The following is a 14,780-nucleotide window of genomic DNA, read 5'->3' on the forward strand; positions in this document are numbered from 1 at the left end:
ACCCGATCCGGTCAGGCGGTGCCCGTTGCCTGCCGGGCTCCGCTCCAGGCGATCCACCCACCGGCGCCTGCCATCAGTACGGCCGCGGCGGCCTGGGACGGCAGGCTGCTTCCCGTAGTTGCCTGCCCCAGGACAACGCCCAGGACGAAGAACGCCACAGCGCCGGCCGCCCAGAGGGCCCCGGCCCAGCGCGGCAGCACGTGGGAACGCCATACCGCGATCCCCAGCAGCACCGTGCCAACGAATGCGAGCAGCAGGCCCAGCAGGAACGCCCCGGTCATGGACGCCGGGAATTCCAGCTGCATCACGTCCTGGTTTCCGCCCAGGTATGCCTTTCCGGTGGCGGGGTGGCAAACGTGGAAATCACGGCCGGCACGAGCAGCAAAGCCGTGCCGGCAACAGCTGTGACCATCGAGGCCAGCGCCAGGCGCCCCGTCCTGATGTTGGCCATGGAACAGCCCAAAGCAAAGAGACCGAACTCGGCCAGGATGGTGCCTGCGGTACTGCCGAAAAGATGGCTGAACTGGTACGAGTCGGAGCTGACGAAACGAGCCCAGGCCTCCGGGGCCTTCGCATGGTCCGGCTGCGGCTCCAGCGTGGACCAGGCGGTGACAAGCCACGAGACAGGCAGCGCCCACAACCCTGCCCGGATCCAGCGGCTGGTGTTCTGCGGTTGGACGGCGAACGTGCCCATGTTTCATGGTAGATCCGGGGCATCCGTCCAGGCAGACGTCCGCAGGAGTCAGCCGAACAGGTTCACCGGCTTCACGATATCGGCGTAGATCAGCAGCGCGCTCATGCCCATCAGCAACGCGGCCACCACGTACGTCACGGGAAGCAGTTTGGCGATGTCGAAGGCGCCGGGATCCGGTTTGCCGAACAGCTTGGCCACCCGTCGGCGCGCCCCCTCGTACAGCGCTCCGGCCACGTGGCCGCCGTCGAGCGGAAGCAGCGGGATCAGGTTGAAGACCGCGAGCGCAAAGTTCAGGCCGGCGAGCAGCCCTACCAGGGCGCCAATCCTGGACTGGAGCGGCACTTCCTCCATGGCTGCCACTTCACCGGCCACACGCCCCACGCCCACCACGCTGATGGGGCCGTTGGGGTCGCGCTCTTCCTCGCTGAAGGCCGCCTTGGCAACGCCCACCACCCGGGCGGGCAGATTGAAGACGACGCCGGCCACTTGCTTGATGTTTTCGCCCGCCATGGGCAGGACGGACGACGCCGGCTGGGGAACCAGTTCGGTCTGCGCACCGATGCCCAGGAAGCCGACGTCCTGGTACAGGAGAGTGCCTGCGTCGTCCTTTGCCTGGCGTCCGTCCACGCCGACGACGGGGCGGGCGGACAGCACCGGCGTCACCGTGGTGGTGACGGGCGCGCCGTCGCGCTCCACTGTGATGCTGACTTCCCTGCCCGCGGAGGCCCGGATCCATTCGGTCAGCTCGTCCCAGCCAGTCACAGCTTTCCCGTCAAAAGAAGTGACCACGTCGTTGGGCAGGAGCCCGGCAGCGGCCGCGGGGGTCAGCTGGCAGTCCGGGGAATCGGGATCCACCGTTTGACCGGCCGCCACCTGGCACTTGGAGACGTCGGCGATGGTGGTGGTGGCCGTGGCCATGCCGAAGCCCATCAGCAGAACGGCGGTCAGGACCACTCCGATCAGCAGGTTCATGGCCGGCCCGCCCAGCATTACGATGATTTTCTTCCACACCGGCAGCCGGTAGAACACGCGGTTGGCGTCCTCCGGGCCCACTTCCTCGTGTGCCATGGACCGGGCTTCCGTGGCCAGGGTCTGGAACATGCCGGTGCTGGACGGGCGGACGGTTCCGTCGTCCTTGTTGGGCGGATACATGCCGATCATGGACACGTAGCCACCCAGCGGGATCGCTTTCACCCCGTATTCAGTTTCGCCCTTCCGCTTGGACCACAGGGTGGGGCCGAAGCCGATCATGTACTTGGTGACGCGCACCTTGAACAGCTTGGCGGGCACCAGGTGCCCCACTTCGTGCAGCGCAATGGACGCGGCAATGCCGATCGCCACAAAGACGACGCCGAGGATAAAGAGGAGGACGGGGCTCATGCGTGGATCTGCTGCTTCCTAGAGACTGCTGACTGCTAAACGTTCGTGGGCGCGCGTACGTGCCCAGTCTTCAGCATCCAGTACCGACTCCAGCGTCAGCCCGGAGGATCCTGAATGTTCGCTGAGGACAGCATCGATGGTGTCCACGATTTCGGTGAAGCGGATGCGTCCCGAGTGGAACGCCATGACTGCTTCCTCGTTTGCCGCGTTAAAGACGGCGGGAAAAGTACTCCCCTGCTCGGCGGCGTCGTTGGCCAGGTCCACGGCCGGGAAAGCGACGGTGTCCAGCGGTTCGAACGTCCAGCTGGTGGCTTTGGTCCAGTCACATGGGGAGGCCGCTTTGGGGACTCTGTCCGGCCAGCCCAGCCCTAAGGCAATGGGGAGCCGCATGTCCGGTGGGGACGCCTGGGCGATGACGGACCCGTCGATGAACTGGACCATGGAATGGACCACCGACTGCGGGTGGACCACAACGTCGATCCGGTCCAGCGGCACGTCGAACAGCAGATGGGCCTCTATGAGCTCAAGGCCCTTGTTGACGAGCGTGGCCGAGTTGGTGGTGACCATCAGCCCCATGTCCCACGTGGGGTGCGCCAGGGCCTCTTTCGGCGTCACGTCGTGGAGCTGTTCCCTTGTCCGGCCGCGGAACGGACCTCCGGACGCCGTCAGGATGAGCTTCTCAACCTCGGCCGCGGAGCCTGAGCGCAGGCACTGCGCTATCGCTGAGTGCTCGGAATCCACCGGCACGATCTGCCCCTCACGGGCGGCGGCCTTGACGAGCGCTCCGCCCACGATCAGCGATTCCTTGTTGGCCAGCGCCAGCGTTGCACCTGACTTCAGGGCGGCGAGGGTCGGCGCGAGCCCGATGGACCCGGTAATGCCGTTGAGAACCACGTCCGCCTCTACTGCGGCGATGCGGGCCGAGGCGTCGGGGCCGGCGATGATTTCGGGGCGATAGTCCTGCCGTCCGGCGTGGCGGGCAGCCTCGGAGATCAGGTCCCGCAGCTGCCGCCGATCCCCCCCGGCGATGCCCACGACGGCGGCACCCGTGTGGACGGCCTGGCGGGCCAGCAGCTCGAGGTTTCCGCCGCCGGCACTGAGCGCCACCACCTCAAAAAGGTGGGGGGCGCCGTCGACGACGTTAATCGCCTGGGTGCCGATGGAACCGGTGGATCCGAGGATGACGATTCTGCGAGGCTGCATTGGTTAAGTATCCCGCACCTTGCCCGCCAACCGGTCAGCCCGTCGCCAGCTCGATGAAACCCTTGGCCAGCGTGGATACGGCTCCGATGTAGGCGATGGCCACAACGATCCGCCGCACGGCAGCCGGTTTGACCTTGCCGGACAGCAGATCGCCCGCGATGATTCCCGCCACCATGGCGGCAAGGATGCTGAACCATTGCCAGCCGTCCAGGCCGGGAACATGTCCACCGGATAGTACGTACTTGATCACCAGGGAAGACAGTCCGGTGGTCACGAAATAGGGCTGGAGGGTGGCGCCGAAACTCTTCTGCTCCCACCGGGTGGCAATGGCGTACGCGGTGATGGCCGGCCCGCCGACGCCCGCTGCCGCGTTCATCAGTCCGCTGGTGAAGCCGAGGGAGACCATGGGAACGGGGCCACCGGCACGCCATGAGCTGTGGGTCAGCCGCTGCGAAGCCAGCAGGGCGATGATGAGGAGGATGCCGATGCAGATCTCCAGCGGCGCCTCGGCCACGTTGCTGGCCAACCAGGCACCCGGCAGTACCCCTGCCAGGGCGGCGAGCGCCAGCCCGAAGTAGCGCTTCCACTCCACATGCCGCCAGACCCGGGAAAGGATCAGGAGGGATGACGCTGCGCCGCACAGGTTGATGATCATGACGCCGTCGAAGGGTCCGAGCAGCACCACCAGTACGGGAGAGACGAGAAGGCCGAATCCGAGGCCGGCCAGCCGCTGGGCCAGTGCCCCTGCAACAACGGCAATGAGCACCAATGCAAACACCATCCGATCCTAGTGGGCGGACGGCGACGCCGGGCGTAACGTGGATTGCGTGGACTGGGTTTCCTGGTTCGATGCGCCGGAGTACGGATTCGCCCGGCAGGTGCTGCAGCGAGGTGTGGCGGCACTGTTCTTTGTTGCGTTCCTGTCCTCCCTGAACCAGTTCCCTGCGCTGCTGGGCGAACGTGGCCTGTTGCCGGTTCCGGACTATCTGGATGGGTTCAGCGCGCGCCGGCGGCCCACGCTGTTCCGCTGGCGCTATTCGGACCGGCTGCTGCGTGGTGTCTGCGCCACCGGGCTGGCAGTTTCCGCCCTCCTGGTGGCCGGCATCCCCCAGCTCGGGCCGCCGTGGGTTCCACTGATCGAATTTCTGGCCCTGTGGCTGCTTTACATGTCGATCGTCAACGTGGGGCAGACGTTTTATAGCTTCGGCTGGGAAATGCTGCTGCTGGAGGCCGGGTTCACGGTGGCGTTCCTTGGCTCGGACCAGACGGAGCCGCCCCGCATCATCCTGATCCTTCTGGCCTGGCTCGTCTTCCGGCTGGAGTTCGGTGCCGGGATGATCAAGATCCGCGGCGGCCGGGAGTGGCGTGACCTGACGGCCCTCTACTACCACCATGAAACCCAGCCCATGCCGGGGCCCTTGAGCCGCCAGGCACACCTCCTGCCCAAACCCTTCCACCGGCTGGAAGTCCTGGGGAACCATTTCGCCCAGCTGGTGGTGCCGTTCTTTCTCTTCGCACCACAGCCACTGGCAAGCGGGGCCGCCGGGATCATCATTTTCACCCAGCTGTGGCTGGTGGCCAGCGGCAACTTCGCATGGCTGAACTGGATGGCCATTGTGCTGGCCTTCGCCGCGGTCAGCGACCCCGTGGCCCACGCCGTATTGCCGTTCCTGCCGCTGGATTGGAATCCCCCGGAAGACAGCCGCGGCAATCCCCCGTACTGGCTTGCCATCACCCTGATGGCCACGCTGTTGCTGGTGGTCCTCAGCTACTGGCCGCTGCGCAACCTGCTTTCCAAAGGGCAGCTGATGAATGCCAGCTTCAACCGCTGGCAGCTGGTCAACACGTACGGCGCGTTTGGCACCGTGACCAAGCACCGCGTCGAGATCCTGGTGGAGGGCACCCTGGACGAAGAACCTGAGGACTCAGCAGACTGGCGCGAATATGGGTTTAAGGGCAAACCCGGAGATCTCCGCCGGCTGCCCCGCCAGTGGGCGCCCTACCACCTGCGGCTGGACTGGCTGATGTGGTTCCTGCCGTTGCGCACCATCCACGAGGAGTGGTTTTACGCGTTCCTCACGAAACTGCTGGAGGCGGACCAGCGGACGCTGCGGCTACTCCACGCCGACCCGTTCGACGGCGATCCGCCGCGTTGGGTGCGCGTCAACAGCTACCTGTACCGTTTCGCCACCAGGGCAGAGTTCCGGGAGACGGGCGAGCGCTGGGTCCGGATGCCGCTCTATGAGGCCATCCCGCCACTGTCCCTTGGCGGTTCCCGCGGGCGGCGGCGGTGATTCCCGCCCTGGCGATTCGGGGCGCAGTGATTCTGGACCGGGAGATTCCAGCCCCTGGCGATTCGGCGCTCCTGTGATTGCTGCCCTGGTGGCCCTACGAGCGGATGCCTGCCCGGCGGACGGTGGCTTCGGCGTGCTTGAGGATGGGGCCATCGATCATTTTGCCGCCGTGCTGGAACACGCCGGATCCGGCAACAGCCGCGACCTGCAGCAGTTCTGTGGCGGCGGCGACGTCGGCCTCGGACGGGGCATAGGCGCCCCGTACAACGGCCGCCTGCGTGGGATGGATGCAGGCTTTGGAGCCGAATCCTGACGCTGCTGCATCAGCGGCCTCCAGAGCCAGCCCGTCAAGGTCCGGGATGTTGACGTACACGGCGTCCACGGCTTCTTTCCCGAAAGCCCGGGCGGCGAGCAGCACCGCGGACCGGGCATGCAGCGCCACGGCGCGGTAGCCGCCGTCGTCCGTTCTGCTGGACGTACCGCTAAGGGAAGCCAGCAGGTCCTCGGCGCCCCACATCAGTGCCACCACGTTGGGGGCCGCCGCGATGGCGGGCGCGTTGAGGACTCCGACGGCGGTCTCGCACAGGGCGATGACGTGGTAGTCCGCCAGGGCTTCGAGTTGGGCCGCGCTCTCGGCCTTGGCCAGCATCACGGTGCGGTACGGCGTGTGGGCCAGGCAGTGCAGGTCCTTCTCGAACTCGTCGGTGCCCGCCGGGTTGATCCTGATGATGGTGCGGCTGGGGTCAAGTTCGGGCCCCTCCCCGGCAGCGCCCAGCTGGGCCAGGATGGCGCCGCGCGCCCGCTGTTTGTCCGCGGGTGCCACGGCGTCCTCGAGGTCCACGATGACAGCGTCGGCGCGTTGGGCGGCCTTGGGGAAGCGCTCCGGGCGGTCGGCAGGGCAGAAGAGCAGGGCGGGGCCCATCACAAATGTCATACGGTCATTGTCCTCTTTTGGGGCCCGGCACGCTCCCCTTTTCAGCTCCCGCAGGCTGCACGTATTGTCCAGAAGACTGCGCCACATGGGCGTCCCGGGTCCACATCAGGCAGCTCCGAGTGGCCAGCGCCACCACGGTGCCGTCCTGGTTCCGCCCGGTGTGCTGCATGGTCACAATCCCCTGGCCGGGTCGCGATCCCGAGAGGCGTTTCTGCGTAATAACCGTCTCGGTGTAGAGCGTGTCGCCGTGGTACAGCGGGTGCGGGAAGGAGACGTCGGTCAGGCCCAGCTGGGCGATGATGGTGCCCTGGGTGAGCTGGGAGACGGACTGCCCCACCAGGGTGGACAGCGTGAACATGGAGTTGACCAGCCGCTGGCCGAACGGCTGCCCTGCGCTCCAGGCGGCATCCAGGTGCAGGGCCTGGGTGTTCATGGTGAGCGTGGTGAACAGGACGTTGTCCGCCTCGGTCACGGTGCGGCCGGGCCGGTGCGCGTAGACAACGCCTTCTTCGAGTTCGTCAAAGTACAGGCCGCGTTGTTCGATGATCCGGGGGGCGTCGGTGGTTGCGCCCGGGTCGTCGGGGGTTGAGCCTGCCGAAGCCGCGCTCATACGGTGAGCTCCTGGTCCTCTTCGAACAGTTCGGCGCCGGTGGCCGCCGCCACGTCCTCCACGGAGACGTTGGGAGCCAGCTCGCGGAGAACCAACCGGGACCGCCCGACTTCGGTGACGACGTCGATCACGGCGAGGTCGGTGATGATCCGGTCCACGCAGGCCTTGCCGGTCAGCGGCAGCGAGCAGTGCTCCACGATCTTGGGCTTGCCGTTGCGGTCCATGTGCTCCATCATCACGATCACCTTCTTGGCGCCGAAGACCAGGTCCATGGCCCCGCCCATGCCTTTGACCATCTTGCCCGGAATCATCCAGTTGGCCAGGTCGCCGTTCTGCGCCACCTCCATGGCGCCGAGCACGGCCACATCCACATGCCCGCCGCGGATCATGCCGAACGACGAAGCGGAATCGAAGAATGCGGCCCCCTTGTTAACCGTGACGGTTTCCTTGCCGGCGTTGATGAGGTCCGGATCCACTGCGTCCTCGGTGGGGTACGGTCCCACGCCCAGGATCCCGTTCTCCGAGTGGAGCACCACCTCGACGCCTGCCGGGATGTAGTTGGGAATGAGGGTGGGCATGCCGATGCCGAGGTTGACGTACTGCCCGTTGCTGAGTTCCCGGGCCACCCGGGCGGCCAGTTCGTTGCGCGTCCACCCTTTGGCGTCCGGATTGGTGCCTTCCGGATGGCCGACGGCGGCACGCCGGTATTCGGGCCGGACGGCTTCGGGGCGGGGAGGCGCTCCCTGCGTGCTGTTGGACTCCATGGCTACGCTCCTGCCTGTTCGGTGGCGCTTTCGGTTCCAGTGGCCTGGGCAAGGGCGACGGTCCGCTTTTCGATCCTCTTCTCACCGGAGGGCACAACCACCACCCGCTGGACAAAGATGCCGGGCGTGTGGACGTGTTCGGGGTCCAGATCGCCCGGTTCCACCAGCTCCTCCACCTCGGCGATGGTGATTTTTCCTGCCATGGCGCAGAGCGGGTTGAAGTTCATGGCGGTGGCGTGGAAAACCAGGTTGCCGTGGCGGTCACCCTTCCAGGCGTGGACCAAGCCGAAATCGGGTGTCAGGGATTCCTCCAGGACGTAGTCCACATCGTTGAAAGTCCGGACTTCCTTGGCGGCGGAGGCAATCGCGATGCCGCCGTCGGCGTCGTACTTCTGCGGCAGGCCGCCGTCGGACACCTGCGTGCCGACCCCCGCCTTGGTGTAGAAAGCGGGGATCCCGGCGCCGCCGGCCCGGAGCTTTTCCGCGAGCGTTCCCTGCGGGGTGAGGACCACCTCAAGCTCACCGGACAGGTACTGGCGCGCGAACTCCTTGTTCTCGCCGACGTAGGAACTGACGGTCCGCCGGATCCTGCCGTCACGGAGCAGGACGCCCAGCCCCCAGTCGTCCACGCCGCAGTTGTTGCTGACAGTTTCGAGGTCCTTGGTGCCGTGCCGGTGCAGGGCATCGATCAGTGCTACCGGGATTCCGCAGAGGCCGAACCCTCCCACCGCGAGCGACGCGCCGTCGGGAATGTCCGCAATGGCTTCCTCGGCGCTGGCAACAACCTTGTTGATCATCGTTGGTCCTTTCAAGGGTCTCGACAGGCTCGGCCACCGCGTAGCAGGCTCGACCACTGCGTGGCATTCCCGACCAGCGGGCTGGTTACAGTCCGAGTTCGCGGGCGATCAGCATCAGCTGGACTTCCGTGGTGCCCTCACCGACTTCAAGGATCTTGGAGTCGCGGTAGTGGCGTGCCACGGTGAATTCGTTGATGAAGCCATAGCCGCCGAATACCTGGGTGGCATCCCGCGCGTTGTCCATGGCCGCCTCGCCTGCGACCATCTTAGCGATGGCCGCCTGCGTCTTGAACGGCTTCCCCGCCAGCATCCTCGACGCGGCGTCGTAGTACGCCAGGCGGGCCGTATGAGCCCGTGCCTGCATGCGGGCGATCTTGAAGGAGATGGCCTGATACTTGCCGATGTGATGGCCAAACGCGCTGCGTTCCTTGGCGTACTTCACCGACAAATCAACACAGCCCTGGGCCGCCCCCGTCGCCAAAGCCGCGATGGCAATCCGGCCCTCGTCCAGGATGGAAAGGAAATTCGCGTAACCCCGCCCCTCCTCACCGAGCAGGTTCGCCTCCGGCACCCGGACGTCCTTGAGCGTCAGCGGGTGCGTGTCCGAGGCGTTCCAGCCCACTTTGTTGTAGGCCTTCTCCGCCCTGAAACCCGGCGTGGTGGTGGGCACCAGGATGGTGGAAATCTCCTTCTTGAGGCTGCCATCCTTGCGTTCCTTCTGACCCGTCACCGCGGTGACCGTGACCAGACGCGTGATGTCGGTCCCGGAGTTGGTGATGAATTCCTTGTTGCCGTTGATCACCCAGTCACCGTTCTCACGATGGGCGTGGGTTTTGGTCCCGCCGGCGTCAGAGCCTGCTTCCGGCTCCGTGAGTCCGAACCCGGCGAGCGCCTTGCCCGATGCCAGCAGCGGGAGCCACTCCTCCTTCTGAGCCTCGGTGCCGAACCGGTACACCGGCATTGCGCCGAGGGAGACGCCTGCTTCCAGCGTGATGGCCACGGACTGGTCCACCCGGCCCAGCTGTTCGAGGGCGAGCGCCAAAGCGAAGTAGTCCCCGCCCATCCCACCGTGCTCTTCCGGGAACGGCAGCCCGAACAGGCCCATGTCCGCCATCTGGGACACCACCTCGTACGGGAAGCTGTGCTCCTCATCATGCTTGGCCGAGACCGGCGCCACCACGTTGTCCGCGAAATCCCGGACGGTGTCGCTGAGGTCCTGGTATTCCTCGCTGAGCTCAAAATCTGCCATGGCTAGGCTCCCTTGCCTGTGTTGTTGGAGTCCTTGTTGGAATCCTTGTTCGACTCCGTGTTGGAATCCTGAAGTGAATCTGCATCTGAATCGGTGGTTGAAGGGTGGATGGTGGCCAGCACCTGGTCCGCTTTGACCGGCTGACCGGCCTTGACGCTGATGTGGACCGTGCCGGCCACCTCTGCCACCAGCTGGTGTTCCATCTTCATGGCTTCCACGGAGAGGAGAACCTGGCCGGCTTCCACGGTGTCGCCGTTGCTGACGGCAACGGACACCACCGTTCCGGGCATAGGCGAGCGCACCTCCGGGTCCGCGGTACCTGCCTCGCGCTCGACGGCGGCAAGAACCCGGACAAGCCGTGACTCCCTCGTCAGCACCTCCAGCCGGCAGGACCAGCCTCCGTTGCCGAGGAACAGTTCCGCGGGAACTCCTGAGGGCAGGTTGTCCGGGGTGAAGTTGACCGGGCCCGCGTCCGCCGGCGCCAGCGAGTAGTCCGTGGTTTCGCCGTCCAGGGTAAGGACCAGGCTCCCGCGGCCCGGCAGTCGCAGCGAGGCCGTCCGCCATGGCCCGTCACCGACACAGACCTGGACCGGGCCGGCGGCCACACCGCCTGTGACACTCACTGTTGCGATGCCGCCGTCGGGCGTTCCCAGGCTGATCCGCCGGGGCGCCGGCGCGCCGATCCGCCAGCCGTCGCTGGCCTGCCAGGGACCGGAGGGCGTCACCGTGCTGTCCTGTTCCCCGCTCACAACGGCGTACAAGGCGGCCGCGACCACTTCGGCGTCGTCAATCCGCCGGAAGGCGAAGTCCGGCATCTTGCGCTCGATCAGGCCGGTGTCGAGATGCCCGGCGCGGACGTCGTCGTCGTTGATCAGCAGCCTCAGGTACTCAACATTCGTGTCGATGCCAAGGGCTGTGTAGCCGGCGAGTGCCGCGTCCAGGGTATCCAGGGCAACGGAGCGGTCCGGGCCCCACGCGATGACTTTGGAGATCATCGGATCGTAGCTGGAGGAGATCTCCAGGCCCTCAAGCAGGGCCGAATCCACCCGGATCATGCCGGCTCCGTGATCGGGCATTTCGTCCAGCAGGAGCACGGTCCCTGTGGACGGCATGAAGTTCCGCTCCGGGATTTCCGCGTAGACGCGGGCTTCGACGGCGTGCCCGTTAAGTTCGACGTCGGCCTGGCGGACGGTCAGTTCCTCACCGGAGGCGATGCGAACCTGCCATTCGACCAGGTCCACGCCGGTGACCATTTCGGTCACCGGGTGCTCCACCTGGAGACGGGTATTCATCTCCATAAAGAAGAACTCGTCAGGGGCCTCGTCGGAGACCAAGAACTCCACAGTTCCCGCGCCGCTGTAGTGGACGCTGCGGGCCGCCTGGCAGGCGGCCTCGCCGATCCGAGCCCGGGTGGCCCCGTCGTCGTGCAATGACTCCAGCAGCGGCGACGGCGCTTCCTCAATCACCTTCTGGTGGCGGCGCTGCAGCGAGCACTCCCGCTCCCCCAGATGGATCACGTTGCCGTGGTTGTCCGCCAGGACCTGGACCTCGATGTGCCGCGGCGTGCGGACCAGCCGTTCAAGGAAAAGGGTGTCATCGCCGAAGGCGCTCGCGGCGACGCGGCGGGCGGCGGCCAGCGTGGCTTCGAGGTCCTCGTGGCGCTCCACGATGTGCATGCCCTTGCCGCCGCCGCCCGCTGACGGTTTGATGAGCAGCGGGAACCCGACGGCGGGCGCGGCCTCCATGAGTTGCGCGTCAGTCATGCCCGGTTCGGCGATGCCCGGCACTACGGGGACTCCGTAGCCGGCCACGTGGTTCTTGGACCGGATCTTGTCTCCCATGACGTTCAGGGACTCAACGCCGGGGCCGATGAAGGTGATGCCGGCGGCTTCGAGGGCGCGGGCAAAATCGACGTTCTCGCTGAGGAAGCCGTAGCCGGGGTGGACTGCCTCGGCGCCGGTATCACGGCAGGCCTGGAGGATCGCCTCGATCTTCAGGTAGCTTTCTCCTGCGGCGGCAGGGCCGATCCGCACGGCGGTGTCAGCCTCGCGAACGTGGCGGGCCCCGGCGTCGGCGTCGCTGTAGACGGCTACGGATCGGATGCCCAGGGCACGCAGTGTGCGGATGACGCGGCAGGCGATCTCCCCGCGGTTGGCGACGAGTACGGTGCTGAACAGCGGCTTCTGCCGGATTGCGGAAGGAACGGCGGGCATGGAAACGGTCATGGCTGGCTCACATCCGGAAAAGGCCGAAGGAGGTCTCCGGCAGGGGGGTGCGGGAGACGACGTCGAGCGCCAGTCCCAGGACGGTGCGGGTATCCGCGGGGTCGATCACGCCGTCGTCCCAGAGGCGGGCGGTGGAATAGTACGGGCTGCCCTGGTCCTCGTATTGCTGTTTGATCGGGGCCTTGAAGGCTTCCTCGTCCTCGGCGGACCATTCTTCGCCACGGGCCTCGTACTGGTCACGCTTGACGGTTGCGAGAACGCCGGAGGCTTGGTTCCCTCCCATCACCGAGATGCGGCTTGCCGGCCACATCCACAGGAAGCGCGGCGAGTACGCCCGCCCGCACATGGAGTAGTTGCCGGCGCCGAAGGACCCGCCGATGACGACGGTCAGCTTGGGCACCCGGGCGGTGGCGACGGCGGTGACCATCTTGGCGCCGTTTTTGGCAATGCCACCCTGCTCGGAATCCCTGCCCACCATGAACCCGGAGATGTTCTGCAGGAAAATAAGCGGAATGCCGCGCTGGTCGCAGAGTTCGATGAAGTGCGCGCCCTTGAGCGAGGACTCGCTGAAGAGCACACCGTTGTTGGCCACGATCCCCACCGGGTGCCCGTGCAGTCTGGCAAAACCTGTGACCAGGGTGGTGCCGTACTCCTTCTTGAACTCGTGGAACCTGCTGCCGTCCACCAGCCGGGCAATGACCTCGTGGACGTCGTACTGCGCGTTGACGTCCGTGGGGACGGCGCCGTACAACTCCGCCGGATCCGCGAGGGGCTCGACGACGGTGGCCACATCCCAGGCAGGGGCAGACGGCCTCGGCAGGGTGGAGACGATGTCCCGGACGATCTGCAGGGCATGCTCATCGTTCTCCGCCAGGTGGTCGGTGACGCCGGAGATCTTCGAGTGCACGTCACCGCCGCCCAGTTCCTCCGCCGTGACGATCTCCCCGATGGCAGCCTTCACCAGCGGCGGACCGCCCAGGAAGATAGTGCCCTGGTTCCGCACGATCACCGTCTCATCGCTCATCGCCGGAACGTAAGCGCCGCCTGCCGTGCAGGAGCCCATCACCGAGGCGATCTGCGGGATCTTCGCGGCAGACATCTTCGCCTGGTTGAAGAAGATTCGGCCGAAGTGCTCCTTGTCCGGGAAGACTTCGTCCTGCTTCGGGAGGAACGCCCCGCCCGAATCCACCAGATAGATGCACGGTAGCCGGTTCTCCAGCGCTATATCCTGGGCGCGGAGGTGCTTCTTCACCGTCATCGGGTAGTAGGTGCCGCCCTTGACGGTGGCGTCGTTGGAGATCACGAGCACCTGGCGGCCGTAGACCAGGCCGATGCCGGCAATAACCCCGGCTCCCGGCGACTCGTTGTTGTACATGCCGTTGGCTGCCAGCGGCGCGATCTCCAGGAACGGGCTGCCATCATCCAGCAGCCGGTCAATGCGCTCCCGGGGCAGCAGCTTCCCGCGCGCCACATGGCGCTCCCGCGACCTCTCCGGCCCGCCCGACGCGGCCTCAGCCAGCTTGGTCCGGAGCTCGGCGGCCAGCGCGAGCTGGGCAGCGTTGTTTGCAGCAAACGCTTCACTTGCGGCATCAAGCCGGCTGGCGAGAGTCTCCATCGACTGCATCCGTTCGTCATCTATTGAAAGCCACCAAGGCTCCGGCGAGAGCCTTAGAAGCCAGCTCGGTTAATGCTTTATAACTGGAATTCAGGTTAGTCTTTATTAACTGTGATGTCCAACACAACAGGACATTGCTAGAATCTGCTGTTCCTAGGAGGAAAAGCGTGCCCACCACCCGACCGGTCAAGCCGTCCGCACCGGCCCAGTCTGAGCAACCGAACTCGGCAACACGATCCGTTTCGGCAGCGCAGGCCGCTTCGGCGACGCCGGCAGCTCCAGGAACACCCGCGGCCGCGGCAGCCCACGCAGCTCCCGGAACGCCCCGCAGCCAGGCGAAGGAGAACCGCCGCCAGGCGCTGCTTGCCGCCGCCGCGGGGCTCTTCGCCCTGCACGGATTCAACCGGGTATCGCTGGAAGACCTGGGCGCGGCAGCCGGTGTCAGCGGCCCGGCCGTCTATCGCCACTTCCAGGGCAAGCAGGCGGTGTTGGGAGACCTGCTGCTTACCGTCAGCCGCGAGCTGCTCGACGGCGGCCGGCGCGTCATTGCCGAGACTACAGACCCCCTCGCAGCGCTCCGTAGGCTGGTGGGGTTCCAAGTGGAGTTTGCCCTTGGCAAGCCCGACGTGATCCGGGTGCAGGACCGGGATTTCAGCAATCTCTCCCAGAAGGACCAGTCCGAGGTACGGGCACTCCAGCGGAACTACGTGGAGATTTGGGTGGAGGTCCTGGCGCTGCTGCATCCGGGCACAGACGCCGTCGAACTGCGAATGCGGGCCCACGCCACGTTCGGCCTGATCAACTCCACGCCACACTCGGTGCGAAACCACGGACGGAAAATCGCTCCCAAAACGGCCCGGCCACTTCTCGAGAGCATGGCGCTTGCGGCGCTCACGGTGAACGTTCCCCAAGCCTCCTGACCAGGACACGATTTCAAGAGCGGGCCCTGCAGGTTTCTGGTCACAGGAGCGGCCCTGGCCCGCATAAGCGGTGCTGGGCAGCACCGGTTATGCGG

The 14,780-nt window shown here is 66.1% G+C and carries 14 protein-coding genes; 2 read left to right on the forward strand and 12 right to left on the reverse strand.

What is annotated here, in order from left to right:
• Positions 1 to 11: 11 nt before the first annotated feature.
• The 5 genes from NG701_RS04345 to NG701_RS04365 are packed head-to-tail and all read right to left on the reverse strand — an operon-like array spanning position 12 to position 4,058.
• Positions 12 to 308, reverse strand: a complete 297-nt coding sequence (locus tag NG701_RS04345) for a hypothetical protein (protein WP_252564844.1) — start codon at positions 306 to 308, stop codon at positions 12 to 14.
• Positions 305 to 694 (reverse strand): hypothetical protein, encoded by a 390-nt coding sequence (locus tag NG701_RS04350; RefSeq protein ID WP_252564846.1) that lies wholly within the window; start codon positions 692 to 694, stop codon positions 305 to 307. Before NG701_RS04350 ends, NG701_RS04345 begins: the two co-directional genes overlap by 4 nt.
• Before the next feature lie 48 nt (positions 695 to 742).
• Complete coding sequence (locus NG701_RS04355) at positions 743 to 2,074, reverse strand: M50 family metallopeptidase (RefSeq protein WP_252564848.1); 1,332 nt, start codon at positions 2,072 to 2,074, stop codon at positions 743 to 745.
• Between the two features lie 18 nt (positions 2,075 to 2,092).
• Positions 2,093 to 3,277 (reverse strand): 1-deoxy-D-xylulose-5-phosphate reductoisomerase, encoded by a 1,185-nt coding sequence (gene dxr / locus NG701_RS04360; RefSeq protein ID WP_252564850.1) that lies wholly within the window; start codon positions 3,275 to 3,277, stop codon positions 2,093 to 2,095.
• A 34-nt stretch (positions 3,278 to 3,311) separates the two neighbouring features.
• Positions 3,312 to 4,058, reverse strand: coding sequence for a TSUP family transporter (locus NG701_RS04365; protein ID WP_252564852.1), 747 nt, complete (start codon positions 4,056 to 4,058; stop codon positions 3,312 to 3,314).
• 46 nt (positions 4,059 to 4,104) lie between these two features.
• On the opposite strand from NG701_RS04365, the gene NG701_RS04370 reads away from it, so the two are divergent.
• A complete protein-coding gene (locus NG701_RS04370; RefSeq protein ID WP_252564854.1) occupies positions 4,105 to 5,571 on the forward strand; it encodes a lipase maturation factor family protein in 1,467 nt (488 codons plus the stop codon).
• 94 nt (positions 5,572 to 5,665) lie between these two features.
• Here the strand turns inward: NG701_RS04370 and NG701_RS04375 are convergent, their stop codons facing one another.
• From NG701_RS04375 to NG701_RS04405, 7 genes are all read right to left on the reverse strand, one after another.
• Entirely contained in the window at positions 5,666 to 6,505 is an 840-nt protein-coding gene (locus NG701_RS04375) for an HpcH/HpaI aldolase/citrate lyase family protein (RefSeq protein WP_252564857.1), read from the reverse strand.
• Between the two features lie 4 nt (positions 6,506 to 6,509).
• On the reverse strand, positions 6,510 to 7,115 hold the full coding sequence (locus tag NG701_RS04380; RefSeq protein WP_252564859.1) for a MaoC family dehydratase: 606 nt from the start codon (positions 7,113 to 7,115) through the stop codon (positions 6,510 to 6,512).
• Positions 7,112 to 7,879: a CoA transferase subunit B gene (locus tag NG701_RS04385; protein WP_252564861.1), complete on the reverse strand. Its 768-nt coding sequence runs from the start codon at positions 7,877 to 7,879 to the stop codon at positions 7,112 to 7,114. The genes NG701_RS04380 and NG701_RS04385 overlap by 4 nt, the downstream gene beginning before the upstream one ends.
• 2 nt (positions 7,880 to 7,881) lie before the next feature.
• On the reverse strand, positions 7,882 to 8,676 hold the full coding sequence (locus tag NG701_RS04390) for a CoA transferase subunit A (RefSeq protein ID WP_252564862.1): 795 nt from the start codon (positions 8,674 to 8,676) through the stop codon (positions 7,882 to 7,884).
• A gap of 85 nt (positions 8,677 to 8,761) precedes the next feature.
• On the reverse strand, positions 8,762 to 9,925 hold the full coding sequence (locus NG701_RS04395) for an acyl-CoA dehydrogenase family protein (protein ID WP_252564864.1): 1,164 nt from the start codon (positions 9,923 to 9,925) through the stop codon (positions 8,762 to 8,764).
• A gap of 2 nt (positions 9,926 to 9,927) precedes the next feature.
• Positions 9,928 to 12,150, reverse strand: coding sequence for an acetyl/propionyl/methylcrotonyl-CoA carboxylase subunit alpha (locus NG701_RS04400; protein WP_252564866.1), 2,223 nt, complete (start codon positions 12,148 to 12,150; stop codon positions 9,928 to 9,930).
• Positions 12,151 to 12,157: 7 nt separating this feature from the next.
• A complete protein-coding gene (locus NG701_RS04405; RefSeq protein ID WP_252564868.1) occupies positions 12,158 to 13,765 on the reverse strand; it encodes a carboxyl transferase domain-containing protein in 1,608 nt (535 codons plus the stop codon).
• Between the two features lie 167 nt (positions 13,766 to 13,932).
• Here NG701_RS04405 and NG701_RS04410 point away from each other — a divergent pair, with 167 nt between their 5' ends.
• Positions 13,933 to 14,685, forward strand: a complete 753-nt coding sequence (locus NG701_RS04410) for an SACE_7040 family transcriptional regulator (protein WP_308291960.1) — start codon at positions 13,933 to 13,935, stop codon at positions 14,683 to 14,685.
• The last annotated feature ends 95 nt before the right edge of the window (positions 14,686 to 14,780 follow it).

The sequence above is a fragment of the Pseudarthrobacter cellobiosi genome, from assembly GCF_023913815.1.
Classification (GTDB): Bacteria; Actinomycetota; Actinomycetes; order Actinomycetales; family Micrococcaceae; genus Arthrobacter; species Arthrobacter cellobiosi.